Here is a 21,177-nt window from a genome sequence, read left to right on the forward strand (position 1 = left end):
TACCATCTAGCATTTTATTCGTCGGATTGCCGATAAAAGGGTGCAAACATGGGGCTGTCGTTAAGTTTTTATCCAGCGCATCGATTCTGGCTTTTATCGAAGTAAACTCCGACGTTTCAGGGGTTTTAGCAATACCTGCTCGAATAGGGTTCAAGTCGACATACGCCATTGCGGCGGCAAGTGCTTTTTCATCAAGCAACGCTTGGCTTTTGAAGTGGCTTTCCCAAAAGTGCCCTGTACAGATATCTTCTCGGTTCGCCCTACACGCAATGTCGTAATTGAGCTCTTTCATGAACCAACTTAAGTTCCACAGCCTTTCTCGCCATATTTCAATGAGCTCAATACACTTGTCTTCTTCTACCTGGTGAGTGAGTTGCTTATTTTGCCAACGTTCTATGAGTGCCGGTAATTTATGTTCACGCCCCCAATGCTCGACCACATCGTGTAGTGACAATGCTAACGCTTTGTCTTTATTGATATGAAGCACCAAGTGATAGTGATTACTCATGATGGCGTAGGCGCAAACATCGATGCAGTATACGTGTGTCAGAGCGTGAATTTTTCGCTCCATCCACTCTCTTCGATGTTCGTAGCTCGTGTTAGTGAGTGGGTCTTCCCCGCACAAAAAGCTACGCCTCACGCAACGTGATACGCAGTGGTAATACGAGGTAGCATCAACGGAAATAAGCTGTTTCCTAGCTGTTGTCAAAATGAGATCCGCTATAAAGGTTTTAAGTAACTTAGCAGTTCTCTTTTAATGGAATTGTTGGTGAGTTGGCGAATTCAATAAAATCAAACTAATTTCATGCTTTGGGTGCATGTCCTTTCAACCCATTTCTCGGAGAGCGATTGATCGACATCGAGTGCTTATCAAACAACTCTATATGCCCATCACTGTATTCAATGAGGTAAGCCAGCTCTTGCTCTTGTGGCGACCCCTCAGGGTTGGCATGAACAGCAATTGTAAAGGCTTGGAGATGAGAGTCGTTATCAAAGTTTGCCTTGATAGAGCATACGATCTCAGTTTGATTTGTACTAGTAGAACCGTATGATTCATGGCGCACGATAGTACAATTGGCGCGAGGTAGCACTTCCTCTGGAGCTAGAATAGTCATTTAGTATTTCCTCTTAAGTTCCCTACAGAACCTCAAAAAAATTGTGTATTGGCAAAACCCTGAGATACTCAGAACTTCGCCTTGTGGCACGATGACACCGCCATCGCTCACTAATTAGACTATTGGTTTATTTCATATTCTGCAATACTCGTTTATAGAAAACTCATTGCATTTATCGTACTACTGTCCCAAAGCGAGCAAAATCAATGACCGTGGGCTAAACCGTTAAGTCGCTTCTGTCCCAAAGCATGGCGGCATAACACGTCTCTGGAAAAAAGCTTCTTAGCTAAAATGACTTAGTGGCATCAGTTCAAGTAAGAAAAAGTATCTTAAACCTTCTGCCCAGCAATAGCTGTAAGGCCTGAAGCCTTTACTGGTAAGATGGATTTATATTAAACAATGGTTGCTGGGTACAAGACGTAGCCGACCAAACTCCATAGTGAGAACATCACGACTAACATTTTTCCTGATCTTGCTTTTAACCACTGCAGCATGCTTCATTCCTTACAATCTGATCTTATTAAGCTCATCAAATGCCGATTATGAATCGGTGTTTTATTCGAGCGCAAGATTAAACGCGAAATTTCGTCACGCAGACTTTTCATGTGGTTTGGTAATTTATAGCAAGTTAATTGAAGGTAAGGCCATCTCCATAGCTAGATAATAAGATAAAAAAGCCTCTTTAACCTTATACAGCTAAAGAGGCCCTTACCATGCAAAGAAACAGCCTAGTTCAAATATGCCATTGTTTCATTTGAAGTAATGAATAACGTTTCTTTGCCAATATTACGTACCGATTTTAATTCTAACTTTTGATGATTTTGTTTTATGTAATAGAGTTTATCATCCGTATCAACCAGTAGTGTTCGCAATCTACCGTAGACAATCACTTGTTCTAGCTTTTTCCAGCGCTTATTTTTATCAAGCGTCGGTACTAAATCATCGGTATTTTGATTCATAACGATCGATTGTAAAGTCAATTGCCCTTGTTCATCAAGCATTGCAAAAGTGTCAAAAGTACCTTCAACTTTCATCACTCGAGCCTTGTTATGAGCAATTACTACTGGTGAAGCGCCGCCACCTAAATCCCAACAATCGACATCACCGTTGCGACTCAACGCACAAAAGCGGTCACTATCAGGGCTCGCCGCCAGTGCTTGATACTCGCCTTGAATTTCACCACCAAAATGATAAGCCATTGGTCCCCAAAGCAAAATATCCCCTGAGCTATCTAAAGCGAGGAAATGGCTTTGCACGGGCGCGATATCGACAATATTCGCTTGTAAACGACGATAAACTTTGAGTTCATCATCAAGGCTTTGATAGGCTGAATCTTCAAAATTAGATGCCGCAAGAATAGGACTGCCACCAGCCATTGCACCGCCCCAAGTAACAACACTTCCATCATCAAATAGAGCAGCTGAAGCCGCGTCGTTATGAACTAGCTTTTTCGCCCCTTCTTGCTCAAGTCGAGTCACTATGCTTGGTTCAGGACGACATCCCCCTTTCAAGCGGTGGATTAAAAGATGATCCCCTGTCGCACGATTAAATAAGTATCCACAATGGCTTTGTTGCACACTTTGATTATTAGCCAATAATTTAAACGGTAGTTTCTCGGGCGGATTCCAAGCTCCATCCACGGCTAAACGCCCATCTTTATGCCTCCTTGGCACTTTCATATCACCACGGTTATAAGCCTCTATTTGCGGTACATCAGGGGCTTCAGCGACAATCCTCCATGGTGATAATGAGTATTCACGAAAGCGAACACGCTTAAGTTGGTTAAGTAAGCGGTTATGTTCTAAATAATAATTTGGCTCATCATGCTGAGCGTTCAACTCTTGATAACGCTTTTTCAGATCACCGCCAAATTGTTTCGTATATTGAATGGCATCCTCACGTACTTCAGGACGTCCGCTATCAGCTAAGACATTAACGTCATCTTTAAATCGGTTAGAAAACCCGTTTCTGCTCTTCCAATAGCTAGAAGCTTCATACCACTGCTCTTTCCTCGCGTGCAAGGCCAACTCAAACTGACTATACCTGTCTTGAAAAGCTGCGGCTTCTTGACGCCAAATAATCGCTTGCTCTTTATCACCCGACTCATTTGCTCTATCCATCAACCATAGCATTGCAGTTACATTGCCTTTAATTGCTGCTTGGTAGATTTTAGCGCGAGTATCGGGTAAATCTTGGGCTTGTTTAAGTGCCGTTTCAAGCAAAGCGTTGGCATCACCTTCACTCATCGCACTTTGTAAATATGCTTCAGCGTTTTCGGGCTCACTTTTTTCAAGCAGCACTGACAATTGATACTTACATTCAGCGTCACACGATCCAACTATGTCGGCTTGACTTAGTAACGTCAAAGCAGAATCAGATTCACCGCCATTAATCATCACATATGCGAGTTCTGTAAACGCGCGTAGCTCACCCGTCTGAGCGGCAGAGAACAACAATGATTTCATCTGCTCGCTATCGTCTTTATTGAAAAAAGAATTTCCTTGTTGAGCAAATAAAAGATCACCACGAGCGAATAACGCAGGTCCGTAGTTACCAGCCTTTTCAAACCAAGTGTTAGCCTCATTTAGATCTGGAGTCAACATACTAATGCCATGCTGAAACTGTAATCCCATGCGGTAACTTGCTATCGCATCGCCTTGCAATGCGGCTGGTTTAACCCATTCATTAACACAATGCTGGCTTAGATATAAAGCGTCCTCTTGAAGACACATATCCAAATGCATTTGCGGCGGCACTTCAGTCGTGTTAGCCCATTGCATCGCAGCTTTTAAATCTTGAGGCAACCCATAGTTGCCCGTTCGATAACCTTCCGCTAAATACATTCGAGATTGTCTAATATCGGCTTTTGCGGCTTGCCATAAATATGGTGACGCTTTGCTTGGGTCTGATTGACTTGACCAACCTTGGAGATGACCTAAAAATGCACTGTAAGCTGAATAGGCATCGCCTAATTGTGCGCTCAATTCAAACATTGCCAACGCACGATCTTTATTCGGCGACTCTAGCCCCTCACCCGTGTAATAGAATTGTGCCAATGCCCCTGCACTCCAAGCGGTATGCTTGGTGATAGATTCAGCCAGCGCAAGTCGCTGCTCAGCACTAAGCTTCGGCTGTTGTAATTCATTTTGAAATTCTGATAGTGGATCGGCAGCTAAACTTGGACTACCAGCAAGCGCTGCAATTATAGGGAAAATAGAAAAATACCGCACAAGATAAACCTATAAATCAAACAAATAAAGGCGAAAACTTACCACCTAAAGCGCTGAAATAAAATAATTAAATTTAATTGTGAGCAGCGTTTTAGTCAGCGCAAAGCAAGCGAAAAAATTTCATCACATATTATTTCACAATGCTGTCTAGTATATGAGGTGATTATATGCCTCTCTAAATCGGATTAGTTTTGGTAGGGAAAACGCACGTTACGAAATTTTATAGAGTATTTGATCTAAGCGATTTCGGGGCAAAACCAAGTACAGCCTATCCAGTAGAGTGGCATTTATAAGACATAGAGCCGAGGGGGGAAATAGGTAGCGCCGTATCGAATGAGAACCCAAAATAGGATACTCAAACGCTACTTATACCACGCTAACCAAACAGTAGCGCTTTTATCAAAAATATTGCCCAGATTTGCAAGGCAATGTATTCCAGTTTTATCAATAACTCCATGTCGTACTCCCTCTTCCTTGGGGTACTTTAGTTATATCAATTTCATTCAGCTATCACAGTGAATTATCTTCATGAACACAAAGGGGAGTTTAACTCCCCTCATGATTTACTGATTAAGCGGAGCAATATTGTGACCTTTAAGAAGCGTCAAACGTTCCGGTTGAGATAAAGCTTAAGATAAGGCGTGTCACGTAAGGATCTCGTCTTAGCTTGTCGTGTTTAATGTCCACTTCAACAAAATCTTTCATGCCTTCCAGTTTGGTCGACTCAACTGACACTAGCCCATCATTAGAATTATCAAACATACCACTAAAAACGGGATAACTCTGTGTCCCTGCAATGACACCAAATTCATAGTTAGGCTGTGGCAGGCTATTTGGAAAGCTGTTTGGATCCGTGGTCAATGACGTGGCCGTTTCACCTAACAATGACAACAAACCATTGTCCACAAAAAAGTCGGCGACATCGCTACCATGATTAGGTGTGCCTAAAAACACCACCTCTCCCATCTCTTTAGATGAGACAAAGTCGGGGTGATTAGCTAAATACGAGCGAATCATAAGCCCACCTAACGAGTGACCAACAAAATGCGTTTTTGATTGATTAGTATGAACAAAGTCTGCTTGCTCAAATTGCGTAATACAATCTGAAATCGCGCTAGCACTTTGTTGCAAAGTCTCATCGATTGATCGGCGGAGCGTTGGGTAGTCGACCACACACACTTGATAACCTTGTTTTGAAACCAGATCTGACATCGTCTGCATTGACCAAGCACTACGGCCTAAGCCATGAACAATGACGACCTGTTGGCTTTGATGATTTGATAGCTCACTTTTTGTTGGCTCGGCATCGGGTTTACTGCACCCTAACAAGGTTAATACAGCGCCTAGCGCAACGACCACTTTCCACTTCATAGTGCCCCTCCACGTTAGAGATAGCATATCAAACTGGTACAACCACCGCTAGGCTAATCCGGTGCGATCCTGCTTCAAAATTATCAATATGAAGTCAAAACACCAACTTATTCACTCACACTATAAGTTTACGGTAAAAATCAACATATTATAGGGACAGCCTGTCAAACAAAGAGTTTGCCAGCTATCTGACCACAAAGACGGCACTTATAATAATTAACTTAAATACAGAACGCATTTAGCTAACAATAACCTCCTGATTACATAAGTAATATAGTGCATCAAGCCTTTAATAACATTAGTCAATTATAATTATATTGTATAAACACCACCTTAATGACAGAACTATCTTTTAGTCGGTAAAACACTTCATCTTGCACAGAACACATTCACTGCATCAATATGACATTAGTTTGATATTAATACCAAATTCACTACCTTGTTCATGAGTGCACTCAATTAATTCACATTTTCGCCGCCTAATCACATTAGAAATGAGCGATGAACTGCCGCGACCTTTGGTTGTGCAGTACATCGTGGTTGGAATTAAACGAGGATATGCCATGACACCATTAAAAAATAAAAATCGGCTTGCTTCCCTACTTTATATTGCTGCTGGATCCGCCATGATTTTTGCCCCTTTAACGACATCATTCGCGGTAAGCGCGAATACACTAGATACCGATGGGGACGGCATCATTGATAGTGATGATGTATATCCATGGGATCCGTCTAAACATGCTTTACCCATTCACCAGCTTCCTACGATTATAGAAGCTGAGGATTATGACTTGGGTGGTCAAGGTATCGCATTCTTTGACACCACAGAAGAAAACCGTGGAGGTAAGAACTACCGTAATGACGAAATCGATATCTCAAACCATTCCGGTAATCTTCATGTAGGTTGGTTTGCCCGTAATGAATGGATGAACTACACCGTAGAGGTACCGGAAGGGGCATATTATGAGTTTTCTGCCTGGCTAGGCTCCACCGCCAGCACACCAAAAAGACTCGAGCTCACTGAAGGTGACACCGTTCTCGCTCACCTACCTTTCTTATCCACTACCCAAATTGTTCGCGAATTTGAACCGACTACACCGCAAACGCTCTATCTCACACAGGGTAAGCACACCCTCACACTACATGCGATAGATGGTTCGGTACGAGTCGATAAATTGCAATTTGAGCTTTCACCTTTATCTAAAGACTCTGACGGAGATGGTATCGTCGATGCCGAAGACGCCTTCCCAAACGATCCCAACGAATGGCTCGACACCGATCAAGATGGGATTGGCAACAATCAAGATCTTGATGATGATGGCGATGGTGTCAATGACGACATGGACGACTACCCCCTCGATCCTAACCGCTGGGAAAACCAAGTGACGATGGTCGTTCCTGACTCCTGTGATGGACTGAAAAATAAACAGCTGTTGTGTGACGTATTGGGTAATGATGTCGATCCAGAGCAAGATGAACTACAAATTATCATTGACCGCGAACCTCGTTACGGCACGCTAACGGTCACAAATGAGCACGTTCTATATACGCCTAACACAGGCTTTGTTGGTCTGGATGAATTTAGTTACTTTGTTGATGATGGATTTAACCATTCAGCTTCAGCTGTTGTTGATATTCAAGTAAACCGTACCACTCCTATAGAAGATGCAGCTCCAATTTACACCGCGGGTTGGGAGAATGGGACCCTACACTCTGAATTGCCAGGAGAACTTACCCCTTCTTTTTCCAGTAGTTTCGATTCCCTCACTAAGGAGCCAGCCAGTTACCATTACTACGAAACACAAGCCGTGCCATGGGCAAGGACGGGGAACCGAGTTCTAAAAGTGTTTGGTGAACCGCCAGCCTATCGCTCTGAAGCCGCGTTTATGAGCAGCATTTACCGTTTCTCACCTGGGGAGGAGTCCTTTTATAGTGCCAGTATTCGACCCGATGCATCATGGCAAACTGTGACGAAATATTCCGTAATCATTACTCAGTGGAAATCATTTAGTTCAGGGCCTCATGCGGCGATCAGGTTAAGCAACGATGGTAAATTTGCACTTACGTACCATTCAAGTGGTCAGCCCGTCGTAGACCTAGGTACAGCACCGCAAGATACATGGACTGATATTCGTGTGTATTTCAAGAAATCACTTGGAGATGATGGTCATGTTAAAGTGTGGGTAAATGGTGAGTTGAAACTTGATCGAGCAGGCAAAACGTTACTGGTTGGCAACGACGGTTATATGAAATTTGGCATGTATACCGAAATTCGAAGCCCTAAAACGATCTATTTTGACAATATTTCGGTATCCAAAGCGATTAATCGCCCACTTGCAGAATGGGGAGCAAGCCCGGTAGACGGTATCTTTAATGATAGTGATGAAGATGGAGTAAGTAACGGGTTAGATCGCTATCCTTTTGATGCGACTCAATAGCCTGAACTCGCGTAGCAGCCATTTACATAACAGCAATTTACGTAGCACCTATTTACGTAATACTTAAGAGCAGTACAGCTTGCGCATCATCGCTTTGCTGCTCGTCATTAAGTCTTAAAGCCCTCGCTGGCTAACAGGCCAAAAACATGGATGTTTGGGCGAGCACTTCCTTCGTGACAAAACCAAACAGCAATCCCAAAATAAGGGCTTTGAACACCATCGTCATTGCTCTCTCCTTGGCTGGTTGTGAAATGCAAAGGGCATGTCGATATCTGCTTTACTTAAAAAATGATGGGCGAGATAGGGACCTAAATTTTAGTGTAATTTATAAGCATAGCGCCTATTGGCCAATAACGCAGGTCATGAAAAACAAAAAGACAGCCACCGAAAGTTGGCTGTCTTTATCAAATCACACGTAACACATTAAGCGAAAACGAATAAACGCGCCGAATGCACGCTATTGCATCGTCTCTTTAAACTGTTCTAACAAGGAACGTTGTTGATCGCTCAGATCCGTTGGCACTTTGATCTGAATTCTCACCAACAAGTTACCTGTTTCTCCTTTACGACTGGTCACCCCTTTCCCTGTCATTTTGAATTTTCGCCCGTGCTGAGTCCCAGCAGGGATGCGAAGTTTAAAACGACTATCAAGCACGTTGACTTCAATCTCACCACCCAACGCCGCTGTGATCATATCGACGGGGGTATTACAGATGAGGTCATTTTCATCTCGTTCAAGAAACGCGTGTGCTCTGGTGGCGATAATCAATAACAGATCGCCTGCTGGTGCGCCGTATGACCCCGCGCCACCTTTACCGGAGAAACGTATCTTTTCACCGTCTTTAATACCCGCGGGTATTTTAACGTTGATCTTTTTATGCTCACCGTTAATTGGTAGCTCAACAACTTTATCTGCGCCTTGAATCGCGTCGACAAAGTCAACGGTTAGAGTAAACTCGCTATCTTGACCACGCTGAGGTCGAGGTTGACGCCCTCGTCCTTGAGAGAACATATCTTCAAAACCGCCGAAACCGCCGCCAAAACCTTGCCCGCGCTGTCGGAATGCATCACCAAAGATGTCATCGAATCCTCCATGGTGACCACCACGTCCGCCATGCCCGCCATTTTCAAATGCCGCGTGACCAAATTGGTCGTATTGACGTCGCTTATCTTTATCCGTCAAGATTTCATACGCTTCCTTGACTTCTTTAAAGCTCGCTTCTGCCGCCGCATCACCTGGATTTTTATCCGGGTGATACTTCATTGCTAGCCGTTTATAAGCTTTTTTTATTTCTTGTTCGGAGGCACCTTTCGAGACCCCTAGCACGCTGTAATAATCTTTTTTAGACATGCTAAAACCTCATTACTCATCATCTAAATCAAAAAAGAGCGTGCTCGCGATCGGTCACGCTCTGAATACCGACAAGTTTATGTATTATTACGGATAACTCAACTCTTTATTACCGTGAGAACTCGGTTTCGCTGCCAGCGATAAACGTCGCCTACCTCACACTCCAACGTTTGAAACAAGTCTCTCTACTGATTCCTATCGATGTCATATAAATGTAACGAAGTGCATATACGGTGCATACTGATAACTAGACAAAACAAAACGCACCAAACCGGTTACGTTTGAAACACGTTGACAACAATTGTTTCACTATTGATACGGCATTCTGTGATCTACAACCAAGATCCAATGCTTGTTAATCGCTTTATTTAATATGACATGGATCGCATAACGTTTCTCTGTTCTTATAGAGGGGCTATTTATATGACGTTATTGGGTGAACTAAAAATAAACACTAACTTTCTCGCTAGAAGAAAGCACGTTTACACTCCCCCGCACGTCTTTGCGCTTGTAATAAAAGGAGTAATACAATGCCAAAGGAAAACCAATATTCTCATATTTCGAGCAATGCTCGACTACGTAATACAACGGCTATGATCCTCGCAGGAGGAAAAGGAACTCGGCTTAAAGAACTCACCTCTAGCGTTGCAAAACCAGCAGTGTCATTCGGTGGTAAGTTTAAAATCATCGATTTTGCATTATCCAACTGTATCAACTCAGGTATCCGAAAAGTGGGTGTACTTACGCAGTATATGGCGCAAGATCTGATCACTCATATCCAAACTGGTTGGCAATCGACGTACTCGGCGCTAAATGAAGGAGTACACATCATTCCTGCCCAGCAACGTGTAGGTGAAGACTGGTACCGCGGTACTGCAGATGCGATTTACCAAAACTTAGACCTCATTAAACGACACGATCAAACAGAACGAATTCTAATTTTGGGTGGCGATCACATCTACAAAATGGACTACTCACGCATGGTCAATTTCCATGTGGAAAGTGGCGCAGACGTTACTGTCGCCTGTATCCAAAAACCGATCGAGGAAGCGTCAGAATTCGGTGTGATGGGGCTTAATCAAGACGGTGACATTATTAATTTTGTAGAAAAGCCAAGTAACCCACCGTCGATGCCAAATGATGAAAGCAAAGCTCTGATCTCTATGGGTATCTATATCTTCAATCTGGATGTACTTGATAACGAATTAAAACAGGCGCTTAACGATCCAAATTACAAGCATGACTTTGGTCATAACATCATTCCAAGCCTTATCGGCCGTAGTAAGTTAAAAGGCTACGTTTTTAGCGAAAAAGGTCACCCTGGTGCCAACGGCTATTGGCGTGATGTGGGTCATGTAGAAGAATACTACGCTGCAACTATGGATTTACTTGCCCCAACGCCTGAGCTTGATCTCTACGATACCAGCTGGCCAATCATGACCAGCCAAGTACAGCGCCCAGGTGTGAAGTTTTTATTCAATGAACCAGAGCGGCGTGGGTTTGCTATCGACTCTGTACTGTGTGCTGGCGCGATCATTTCCGGCGCGCAGATCAAACACAGTCTCATTTCATCTGACGTAAGAGTGGAAGACCGTGCAGAAGTCACTGACTCGATCCTTCTGCCTAACGCCACCGTAGGAATGGATTGTAAACTTCAAAAAGTCATTGTTGGTGAGGGCTGTCAGATTCCTGATGGTATGATCATCGGCTTTGATGCCGAGCAAGATAAAGCTCGCTTTACGGTTTCAGAAAATGGCATCGTGCTAGTGACGAACGAAATGATTGATAAGCTAGTAGAAAGTGTGGTTCTGCCACTCAAAGGCGAGAGCGAAGCAACGGCTTAATTATTAATGATCAAAGACTAAGACCACCAAAGAGCCGCGATATCGTGGCTCTTTTTCTATTCATACTAAGACCCATCAAATCAAGACAAATTACACTCTCTCTACCGCCTCCTAGTACGAGCACCCTCACTTTACTTCATATTAGGTTCACGCTAAAATTTGAACATACGTTCAAATAAGAGAAGTGCAACATGGCTAAAACGGCTAAGTTCCAACGCGAAGAAGTCATACATAATGCTATGCTGTTGTATTGGGAGAAAGGCTATCACGCCACCTCTATGCGTAGCTTGCAAGACGCAATCGATATGCGACCTGGCAGTATCTATGCGGAATTTGGCAGCAAGGACGGGCTGTTTCAAGTGGCATTAGAGCATTACGCCGAGCAAAGCATTAAGCGGCTGACGGACACGGTCTGTGCTTCTCCTTCTCCCTTATTAGGCTTAAAGAGCTTTGTCAGCGCTGCAGTCATTCCTAATGACCAACCCGCACCAAGTCACTTATGCATGCTGGCAAAAACCATCGCAGAACTTACCGAAGACAACGCAGAATTACTTAACTGTGCCAGGCAAGCGCTGCAAAGAATTGAAGGAGAGTTTGAAAAAGTGATCAAAGCTGCGCAAGCTTGCGGTGAAGTTAATCCCTCACTCGATGCCCAACGCTTGGGACAATACGTTCAGATACAAATTATGGGTATTAGAAGCTACGTGCGCGCCAATCAGTCTCGACCAGAGCAAAGCCAATCACTCATTGATGACATTTTTACGTTAATGATTTAACTCAAGCTCAATCCGTACAAAGTTTTCATCTTCATACTGGAGTTGATAAGCAAAAACATCATTGGCATAGATAGTTCCAAGGAATAAATGCTTTTCACGAACCGTACCACGGAAGAGAATAGAAATACTGCTAACTAGCTGATTTTTAGTACCAAAGTGACCATTAAGGTCTTCAGATAACACACATAATAAACAGCTATCTTCATCATGCTTAAGATCGACGTCTCTTGGACTAGAAAGTAGCGCTGTCGTACCAAGTTTTCTTTCAATCTCGCGAATAAGCAGCAAATAACTATCTAAATGCGGTTGCATGGCTTCAGGCTTCGCCTCAATGCCAACCAACAACACCTCTTCTAGATCAACTTGAGACTTCTTCGCTTGTAGGCTCATCGTCTTAAGTTGCTTGCGAATGGCTTTGTACTTATTGCTTTTAAGTTTTGGTTTTAACCAACGAACTAGCAAATCATTGCATTTATCACGATCAAGATGTGCAGACTTTGCTTCAAGTTTTTTGAATTCTAGGTGTAAAAGGGCGTGAAGAGACACCTCAGTCAATTGTTGAATTGAATCTGAGCTAGACGTACTGATGTGCTTTGAACCGATTCCGTTGTTCTGCATTGTAGTCTGTGTACTTATGTGCTCTGTGTACAAATAAGGAAAGGAATGGTGCCGAGAGAGGGACTCGAACCCTCACACCATAGGCACTAGCACCTCATGCTAGCGTGTCTACCAATTTCACCATCTCGGCATCAATGAGTACAAACTTCCGTCTGTTATCATTTTGGTTCCAATTTTCTGGAACAAACGAATGTTAACTGACGATATTTTACTTGTATAGCATTTCATTAGATAAAAACATAGAAATCCGTTTGTTTGGTGAACAAATAATCAGTTTGAATGATTTAGCAACACAAAATTCCTTAAGTCTACCCTCAAACTTACCAATGACCGCACGCAATACATAAATGAAATTGATGTCAGAACCCTAGTTGACCAAATGTATTCCAGCAAGCAAATAGAATACGATATTTTCATACTAAGAATCGTTAACCAGCAGTGTACTTGCTTGCCACTCATCCGTTCTCGATTCACCACAACTGGACTTCTCAATAGATTATAGCCATTGAATGATCTTTTAGAGGTTTAACGGTTCGCATGCACGCTAAGGATAGCCTGATATAGGAATGACTATGCTCAGACTATTTAACCAACATCACCCTTCAAAATCCAAAACCACCGATATTCTTCCTAAAGATGATTGGGTTTTATTCGTACAAGGGTTTCCTTCGCAAACAAAACTAGCAGTGACTCGCCTCCCCGTTTACTTTCGCTCTCTTATCGATACACGGATAACCTAGCATGAAACCATTTATTATTAAGTCCTTAAGATTCAGCCTTAAGGCGACACTCATTATTGGTGGCTTTTTAACCTTAAGCTACGCCTTTTCTTTGCTTTCAACCATACATGGACAAGCGCTGCCCAGCGATCATTTTGCCAATGGTCAACCGACTATCATTGGTCTACTCAACTCTGAAATGTTCATGGGCATCATTTTTGTCATCACCTTATCCATTGTTGCTTATGTGCTCTATTTACTTTGGCAGCTCCACGAAGTTGCCGTACACCGCAGTCAATACATGCAAAGTGCACACGCTAACTTAGTCTTTGCGTTGTCTCTATGTGGTTTGTTCATCGATAAGCTTTGGTGGGTGCTAGCCATCATCATAGCGTTTACTGATTGGGAAGCCGTTGGTAAAGCAGTGAGCCGAGTAATCAACAGTGGTATCTACGGTAATAAGAAGGAAGAAGTGAAATGAAAGAGATCATGCTCCCTTACGTCCTGATTATATGGCTGCTGGTTAAACTTGGTGTCATCAAGTGGACATTGAGAAACGCGGTGCTAAGCGTTGGTTTTGGTGCGTTTCTGGCGTTTTTACTGTTTACTGCGCACCGATTCTGGTCTCCCGCCGATCTGACTGACAGTACAACCGTTAAAGCTCCTCATGCGGTACTTAGCCCACTGTTTGGGCAGCAAGTTAAAGACATTTACGTCACCCATAACCAAAGTGTTAAAAAAGGCGACTTACTGTATACGTTAGAGTCAGAAGATACCGATGAAGAAATTAAAAGCCTACGCTCACGGCTCATTGCCAGTGAACATAGAATTATCAGCATTGAAGAACAAATCATCATTGATAAAAAGAATCACCAACGCCTAATCAGTTTGGATGAATTCAGCTCAGAACAAGAGCGTGATGAACTGCATACGCGAATTCAACAAGGCAACGCAGACTTAATGGCCGCCCACTCTGATGCCGACAGCATTAGAGCACAAATTAACCAAAAACAATGGCTCAATGACCGCAATCAAGTTAGAGCGCCATTTGATGGGGTTGTTGGCGTAATTAACATCGCCAAAGGATCTCGTACCGGTAACTTATTCTTATATGACACAGGCCGAAAATTTGTCGAAATGCGCGTTAGCGACCAAACATACCGCCATATCAAAGAGGGACAATTTGCCGAATTTTTTGTCAACTCCCATCCAGGCGAAATTTTTAGGGGACGCGTTCATAGCATCACCAGTAATACCGGTGAAGCGACCGTCTCTGCAATAGGTTCTAGCCAGCAAGTCCGCCAACACGTTGGCAATAATGCCGGCTCACACGGACGTACTATTGTTATCGAGTTTGAAGAGCCTGAAGGCTATAACGTGCCACTTGGCGCAACTGGCTCTGGTTGGGTCTCGGCAGACAAACCGTCTTCTAAACTCGGCTTCATGGATATCATAGGTGGCGCTACCGTCCGATTAAAGGCATTAAAAGCCTACTTAAATGCCATTTAATCTGTAGAAGATTAGGTCATAACAGGTAAAGCCTTAGCAGATTAACCCATTGGAGCTCAAATAAAAACTTGAACTCTGCAGAGTTTTGGAACAGGACATTGGGCTCAAAACACCTCACTTTTTGAGGTGTTTTTTTTGCCTATAACTTTTGCTTTTAATATGTGTCATGCCATTAACAGTCAGTAGAAATAGGTAACGAAGGTATGATGGGAAATAACAAACGTAAAGTACTGATATTCTAAGGATTGAATATCACTCTGTTCGACTCACTATTCACCGTCACCACACGCCCTCTCCCCTTGACCTAAAATTAACCTTGATATATTAATGAATAAGCTACGATCTCAACACTACGACAGATAGTACCATCGTTCGTGATAAGCCTAGAAAAACTCATGGAGTGCAACACCGTATGGATCTTAATCTACTCATCACATTTCAAGCGATATACAAACACGGCTCGATTACACGTGCGGCCGATGCTCTGGAGATCACTCAGCCAGCCGTGAGTGCAGCATTAAAAAGGCTAGAAGCCGTGGTGGGCAAAGCACTGTTTGTGCGCTCTGGCCGCAGTATTGCTCCAACAGGCGCTGCAGTAGCACTTGCCAATAAAATAGCCGGCCCTCTAGCGGTACTCGAAACTATCGAGCAAAGCCAAGACATTACCAAAGTCTATTGTAGCGAAAGTCTGATGCACTTAGTTTGTGAAATTAAGGGCCTTTCTTTTCAAGAGCCCCCGCTTAGTGAGTCACAACTTTTAGCCGATATTGACTCACAAAAAGTCGACTTGGTTATCGATGTTGCCACCAGCCGAAGTCATTCTCATGTTGTAGAAGACATATTCAGTGAACCTGTTGTTTGTGTTTGTCGTAACGATCATCCGAGTATTGGCGACAGTTTGACGTTTGAGCAGTATTTTAAATTGGAACACATTGCACTTAACATTCGCAGAAATGACGTGGTCATGCTTGAATTCCTAGCGGAAAGAGCCATGCCACCCCGACGAATCAAAGCGCAGACAGGCTCCCTGTCGAGTATGTTATCGCTTGCTGCGACGACAGATTTAATCGGAGCATCCACCGTCTCCCTTGCTAAACATATGGCGCCACTACTTAACCTCAAGGTTATCGATATACCGATTCAGTTAAGAGACGTTCAATTTCGAATGATCTATCACCGCCGCTTCCTCAATGACGATCAACATAAAGCCACTCGTCAGTTGATTCGAAATGCCATTCAGAATCACCAGTACCAATAACAACGATTTGAACCGTTGCTAGCCAATTGAATGCGACCGACATAGCAATAGAAACGAATTTGTTTGAGGCTCTGCATTGAAATGTTCTATGGTTAAGTTATCCACCTTCAGTAAGGCATTATCGATAGCTAGGGCATCATCGATAAAAATAGAAAGCCCGTTCGAAACAATAAAAGAAACACCAGTCGGAGAACAATTTTGAAGCGAGTGATATTACTGTGTACCCATTTAGCGGCATTATTCGCTGGATTCATGCTGGGTATTTACGTTCTGCCTATTTTGATACAGCCGGACTCCCCCGAGTTCAACACGGCGACGTTACCGACTGAGCAAGTAATCATGGTCGGTGAGTTCTCTAAAGACCGTGAGGACAGCGACTTCTTCCACTGGGGGGAAGGTAAAGTTACGGTCACCCACAACAGCGTTATGTTTATCGGTGAACTCGCCCCGGGTCCAGATTACAAACTGTATTTATCACCGACTTATGTGGAAACTGAAAGTGACTTCAATGCCAATAAAGCAACGATGCTCAATATTGGGGACATCAAAACCTTCGATCGCTTCCTACTTTCTCTGCCCGAGAATACCGATTTAACCCACTACACCACCGCCATTGTTTGGTGCGAAACCTTTGGAGAATTCATTACATCGGCTCAGTTATTCCCGCCAAATCAAACGTAATGGACAGCGCTAAATAACGATAAATAACCGAACATTTGCTGTCCAATATTCGTGATGAAACACTCACTATTCAACGTCGTGGTTTTCTTTCGGTGTAATGGTTTTCACTATTGCAACCTAATCCCTGCCCATTAATCACAGTTAATTTACACCTCATTCACGAATCTCACCTATAGAGTGACGCATCTTATAGAATTAAATTTCCAACATAAGTTCAAGACGTTATGTGATCTTCCATTCAAATATCCATACATTAATAATGGATAATTACCTTACTGTTACAAAATGTAAATAAGGAAATAGTGATGTTGTATCTCGAGTTTCTGTTCCTGCTTCTCATGCTCTATATTGGCTCGAGGAAAGGTGGGATTGGTCTTGGTGTTGTATCCGGTATAGGCTTAACCATTGAGGTGTTCATCTTCAAGATGCCACCGACGTCTCCTCCTGTCACCGTGATGTTAATTATCTTAGCAGTGGTTACCTGCGCGTCTATTTTAGAAGCCGCTGGCGGTTTAAAATACATGCTTCAAGTCGCCGAACGACTGCTACGTAAAAACCCAAAGCGTGTCACTCTCATTGCGCCATTTGTGACTTACACTATGACGTTTTTACTTGGTACTGGGCACGCGGTTTATTCCATTATGCCTATTATTGGTGATGTCGCACTTAAAAATGGCATCCGTCCAGAGCGACCAATGGCGGCTTCTTCCGTCGCCTCTCAGATTGCCATCACCGCGTCGCCAATTTCTGCCGCCGTTGTCTATTACCTCGCGCAGCTTTCACAAATCCAAACCAATATTACCTTACTGTCTATTTTAATGGTGACCGTTCCTGCTACCTTATTTGGTACCTTGCTCATGTCGTTATACAGCATGAAACGCGGCAAGGAGCTTGATGATGATCCTGAGTATCAATCACGCTTAAAAGATCCAGAGTGGCGCGAGCGCATCCTAAATACCACGGCTACATCGCTTGATGAAGTCCTCCCAAGTTCTGCAAGAAACTCGGTATTGATCTTTTTGCTATCAATCGTTGTGATCGTGATAATTGCGATGGTACCTGAGATTCGCACCATTACAGACGGGGGTAAACCCATAAGCATGGCTGTGATCATTCAGATGATGATGCTCTGTTTTGGTGGCATTATCCTCCTTGCCACAAATACCGACCCACGTTTAGTCCCTAACGGCGTTGTGTTTAAGTCTGGTATGGTCGCAGCGATTGCCATTTTTGGTATTGCTTGGATGTCTGATACGTATTTCCAATACGCGATGCCACAATTTAAATCGGGGATTGTTGGTATGGTCACGGACTACCCGTGGACGTTTGCGCTTGCGCTATTTACGGTTTCTGTTGTCGTCAACTCCCAAGCAGCAACGGCACGTATGATGCTACCTGTTGGCTTAGGGCTAGGGCTTGAACCCGCACTACTGATTGGTTTAATGCCTGCTGTCTACGGCTACTTCTTTATCCCCAACTACCCTTCCGATATTGCTACGGTGAATTTTGACTCATCTGGCACGACGAAAATTGGCAAATGGTATTTTAACCACTCATTCATGAGTGTCGGGCTTATCGGTGTGGTTTCGGCATGTTGCGCAGGCTATGTACTGGGACAAATGGTGATCGGCCAATAGTCATCGACTAACGAAATAACATCGCTGGTTTTGGGTGTCAGGCACTCAAAACCAACGATGAAGCAGAGTGATGGTGCTTAAGTTTGATGGAGCTAAAGTTTGATGGTGTTTAAGCTATATGGGCAGCTTCGTTTTACGCTTCACCTGACCAAACGCAAAACTGGATTCTATGGCTGCGATGTTAGGCAGTCTCGTTAGCTCTCTACGAATAAATTGTTCGTAGGTTTTTAAAGAACCACTCACGACATGAAGTAGATAATCGTGGTTTCCCGTCATCAAAAAGCACTCCAACACCTCATCGAGCTGCGCCACATGTTGCTCAAAATGCCGCATCTGTTCCTGCGTCGGCTTTTCTAATTTTACCAACACAAACACCGTAATAGGCAACCCGCACGCTTCTTGGTCGACGCTGGCATGATAACCGTTAATTATACCGCGCTTTTCTAATGCCCTGACACGACGTAAACAAGGGGAAGGTGACAACGATACTCTATCAGCAAGCTCTTGATTAGACAGCCGTGCATTACTCTGCAGCTCACTCAAAATTCGCTTATCTATATCATCCATGACCATTCTCGCAATTATCCATCAATCTTTACCGCTCATACGCAATAATATTGCTTAACATTAGTACTAAGAGTGGAAACTCGCAATCATTCGCCACTGAGAATTTCTAGACTTTAAGGAGAACAGTCAAAAGGAACCAGACATGAACATCGCAACCCAACTTAGCCCCCTAAGAAAAACCACTAAGCATGAGAAAGCGCAAACACTTGCCATTGAGCAAGCTAAACATTTTGGCATTGACCCAAACAGTGAATATGGCACGACTCTGGTCGAACTCGCGACCACGCTCTATCAAGCAAACAATAAAACTCATGACTTATGGGCGCTGACGATAGATGGATTATCAGAGCTCGATAAGAGTGACCGTATTGCGTGGTTTAATGCCAAGCGCTTCCTATCTTTTCAGATTGCAAAAATTCTCGATAATTTACAAAACCCTATGCGCTCCACGTACCAATCTATTGCCACCAACAATGGTCATTTTGCGTCGAAAGGTGCCTACCCTATATTCGACAATGTCTCAGCGATATTCTCCGCAAGCCCAGTCATCACTCGCACGGCAACCTACTTATTTGCTTGTACTGAATGGATTGAAGACGCCTTCAATGGTAAAGAGCCATTACACGACATTTACTCGCGTTTACTCAACCCAACGTCTATCGCGTTAGCCAATCATATGGTTGATATTGAAGCGGGCGAACGAGCGAACGAATACCTAGCTTGGAACTTTAACTCAGGAATGGCCGCCATCGATGGCTTATTTAGTCACTTACTTGGCTACGAAGACATTGTGCTCTCATCACGCAATATTTATGGCGGATCTTATCAGCTACTAGAAGATTGGTTTGGCAAGTCTTCAAACCTCAATATTGCCGTCGAATGGGTAGATGGTTACGGGGGCGATGATTTCGCAACTCGCCTAGATGACCTCGCGGAGAAATACGCAGACCGCTTAGCCAACGGGAAAAAAATCTACGTCTATTTGGAGTCTCCGTGTAATCCGCACGGCTACGTCTTAGACGTAGCCGCAATCAGCTATGAATCCCACCAAAGAGGATGGGACGTCATTGTCGATTCAACCGTTGGAACCCCTCTGCTGCACCCGGTATTAAAGCGCGATGATGTCATGGAGCGCCCTGACTTTGTTATCCACTCGTACACGAAAGAGTTGGCTGGCTCAGGTACCACGACAGCAGGTGTTGTCATCGGACGCAATGAAACCATGTTTGCACCAAAAGGTGAGGACATTCCGTTCACTAAGCCTAATGGCGAAGAGGTGATTATTCCTTGGAACGAAACCTTATTTTGGAACGTCTACTACATTAAGGGGGCATTTCTTGATGCCGATAAAGCCTTTGAAGTACTCAACGGCATGAAAACCTATGAGATGAGAGTCATTCAAAAGACGATTAACACGTTAACGTTAGCCAAGTTATTTGATAGGCACCCCGACATCAACGTCTCATGCCCAGCCCTTCCTGACAGTGACAATTATGAGCACTGCCAAAACAATATGTACCTAGGCTTGCCTGCCGCACTGTTTACGATTGATATGGAAGGAAACGGTAATCGTGCCCCAATCAATCGTGACGTATTTAAACAGTTCTTCGACATGCTTGAACCCGCTATTGGGATGCAGGTTAGTTTAGGACAAACCAATACCGTTGCGCTGTGCCCTGCCCTCACCACGCACTCTGAGCTCAGCGACGAAGCGCTGGCTGAATCTGGAATAAAGCCTACGACCATGCGAATCTCCATTGGACTTGAAGATCCTCGCATGTTCATTGCGCATATCATCGAGGCTGCAAAGTTGTCTATTGACCGCAAACACATGGACTTTTCTAGCAGCTTTCCTTGCCCCGATACCATTGACGAAGTCTATATACAAACCTACCTAGATGTACACCAACGCTTCGCACAAAGCCTGCCACGATTTACGTCGTTAATCGCATAGCCTCTTCGATGACGGTAGGAGTGTTGACGCGCACTCCTACCGAGCTAATTTCCGCTTATCACTCGATAAATTAAGTAATTGAGCATTCTGTCACTCCCTTTCTCCGGGA

The 21,177-nt window shown here is 43.7% G+C and carries 17 protein-coding genes and 1 tRNA gene; 10 read left to right on the forward strand and 8 right to left on the reverse strand.

The features are described 5' to 3' along the window. The 4 genes from L4D74_RS20705 to L4D74_RS20720 all read right to left on the reverse strand — a co-directional run. The coding region (locus L4D74_RS20705; RefSeq protein ID WP_428754420.1) for a transposase at positions 1 to 709 on the reverse strand (709 nt) is incomplete at its 3' end. 94 nt (positions 710 to 803) lie between these two features. Next, on the reverse strand, positions 804 to 1,115 hold the full coding sequence (locus L4D74_RS20710) for a hypothetical protein (protein ID WP_428754421.1): 312 nt from the start codon (positions 1,113 to 1,115) through the stop codon (positions 804 to 806). Positions 1,116 to 1,843: 728 nt separating this feature from the next. Beyond that, positions 1,844 to 4,345, reverse strand: a complete 2,502-nt coding sequence (locus tag L4D74_RS20715) for a hypothetical protein (protein ID WP_428754422.1) — start codon at positions 4,343 to 4,345, stop codon at positions 1,844 to 1,846. Positions 4,346 to 4,939: 594 nt separating this feature from the next. Beyond that, on the reverse strand, positions 4,940 to 5,716 hold the full coding sequence (locus L4D74_RS20720; protein WP_428754423.1) for an alpha/beta fold hydrolase: 777 nt from the start codon (positions 5,714 to 5,716) through the stop codon (positions 4,940 to 4,942). 563 nt (positions 5,717 to 6,279) lie between these two features. Between L4D74_RS20720 and L4D74_RS20725 the strand changes: the two genes are divergently transcribed. Continuing rightward, positions 6,280 to 8,154: a heparin lyase I family protein gene (locus L4D74_RS20725; protein ID WP_428754424.1), complete on the forward strand. Its 1,875-nt coding sequence runs from the start codon at positions 6,280 to 6,282 to the stop codon at positions 8,152 to 8,154. Positions 8,155 to 8,611: 457 nt separating this feature from the next. On the opposite strand, the gene L4D74_RS20730 is transcribed toward L4D74_RS20725, so the two are convergent. Continuing rightward, positions 8,612 to 9,505, reverse strand: a complete 894-nt coding sequence (locus tag L4D74_RS20730) for a DnaJ C-terminal domain-containing protein (RefSeq protein WP_265675960.1) — start codon at positions 9,503 to 9,505, stop codon at positions 8,612 to 8,614. Positions 9,506 to 10,035: 530 nt separating this feature from the next. Between L4D74_RS20730 and glgC the strand changes: the two genes are divergently transcribed. Together glgC and L4D74_RS20740 are read left to right on the forward strand one after the other, a co-directional pair. After that, positions 10,036 to 11,349: a glucose-1-phosphate adenylyltransferase gene (gene glgC, locus L4D74_RS20735; RefSeq protein WP_428754425.1), complete on the forward strand. Its 1,314-nt coding sequence runs from the start codon at positions 10,036 to 10,038 to the stop codon at positions 11,347 to 11,349. Between the two features lie 191 nt (positions 11,350 to 11,540). After that, complete coding sequence (locus L4D74_RS20740) at positions 11,541 to 12,125, forward strand: TetR/AcrR family transcriptional regulator (RefSeq protein ID WP_428754426.1); 585 nt, start codon at positions 11,541 to 11,543, stop codon at positions 12,123 to 12,125. Here the strand turns inward: L4D74_RS20740 and L4D74_RS20745 are convergent. Together L4D74_RS20745 and L4D74_RS20750 are read right to left on the reverse strand one after the other, a co-directional pair. Continuing rightward, the gene (locus L4D74_RS20745; protein ID WP_428754503.1) at positions 12,114 to 12,728 is read right to left on the reverse strand and encodes a DUF2913 family protein; all 615 of its coding nucleotides are present in this window, start codon (positions 12,726 to 12,728) and stop codon (positions 12,114 to 12,116) included. The genes L4D74_RS20740 and L4D74_RS20745 overlap by 12 nt on opposite strands. Positions 12,729 to 12,789: 61 nt before the next feature. Continuing rightward, positions 12,790 to 12,873: transfer RNA gene (locus L4D74_RS20750), tRNA-Leu, on the reverse strand. A 442-nt stretch (positions 12,874 to 13,315) separates the two neighbouring features. Here L4D74_RS20750 and L4D74_RS20755 point away from each other — a divergent pair. From L4D74_RS20755 to L4D74_RS20780, 6 genes are all read left to right on the forward strand, one after another. Then, positions 13,316 to 13,483, forward strand: a complete 168-nt coding sequence (locus L4D74_RS20755; RefSeq protein WP_428754427.1) for a hypothetical protein — start codon at positions 13,316 to 13,318, stop codon at positions 13,481 to 13,483. 1 nt (position 13,484) lies between these two features. Next, the gene (locus L4D74_RS20760; RefSeq protein ID WP_428754428.1) at positions 13,485 to 13,943 is read left to right on the forward strand and encodes a magnesium transporter; all 459 of its coding nucleotides are present in this window, start codon (positions 13,485 to 13,487) and stop codon (positions 13,941 to 13,943) included. Then, positions 13,940 to 14,971, forward strand: coding sequence for an HlyD family secretion protein (locus L4D74_RS20765; protein WP_428754429.1), 1,032 nt, complete (start codon positions 13,940 to 13,942; stop codon positions 14,969 to 14,971). Before L4D74_RS20760 ends, L4D74_RS20765 begins: the two co-directional genes overlap by 4 nt. A 412-nt stretch (positions 14,972 to 15,383) precedes the next feature. Beyond that, positions 15,384 to 16,229 carry a LysR family transcriptional regulator gene (locus L4D74_RS20770; protein WP_428754430.1) on the forward strand — a complete coding sequence of 282 codons (846 nt, stop codon included), beginning with the start codon at positions 15,384 to 15,386 and terminating at the stop codon, positions 16,227 to 16,229. 198 nt (positions 16,230 to 16,427) lie between these two features. Further along, complete coding sequence (locus L4D74_RS20775; RefSeq protein WP_428754431.1) at positions 16,428 to 16,910, forward strand: DM13 domain-containing protein; 483 nt, start codon at positions 16,428 to 16,430, stop codon at positions 16,908 to 16,910. Positions 16,911 to 17,215: 305 nt separating this feature from the next. Then, a complete protein-coding gene (locus tag L4D74_RS20780) occupies positions 17,216 to 18,547 on the forward strand; it encodes an anaerobic C4-dicarboxylate transporter (RefSeq protein ID WP_428754432.1) in 1,332 nt (443 codons plus the stop codon). A 114-nt stretch (positions 18,548 to 18,661) separates the two neighbouring features. Here L4D74_RS20780 and L4D74_RS20785 read toward each other — a convergent pair whose 3' ends face one another. Continuing rightward, positions 18,662 to 19,114, reverse strand: a complete 453-nt coding sequence (locus L4D74_RS20785; protein ID WP_265675972.1) for an Lrp/AsnC family transcriptional regulator — start codon at positions 19,112 to 19,114, stop codon at positions 18,662 to 18,664. 142 nt (positions 19,115 to 19,256) lie between these two features. On the opposite strand from L4D74_RS20785, the gene L4D74_RS20790 reads away from it, so the two are divergent. Then, the gene (locus L4D74_RS20790; RefSeq protein WP_428754433.1) at positions 19,257 to 21,068 is read left to right on the forward strand and encodes a PLP-dependent transferase; all 1,812 of its coding nucleotides are present in this window, start codon (positions 19,257 to 19,259) and stop codon (positions 21,066 to 21,068) included. The last annotated feature ends 109 nt before the right edge of the window (positions 21,069 to 21,177 follow it).

The sequence above is a fragment of the Vibrio cionasavignyae genome (assembly GCF_050337155.1).
Lineage (GTDB): Bacteria > Pseudomonadota > Gammaproteobacteria > Enterobacterales > Vibrionaceae > Vibrio > Vibrio nomapromontoriensis.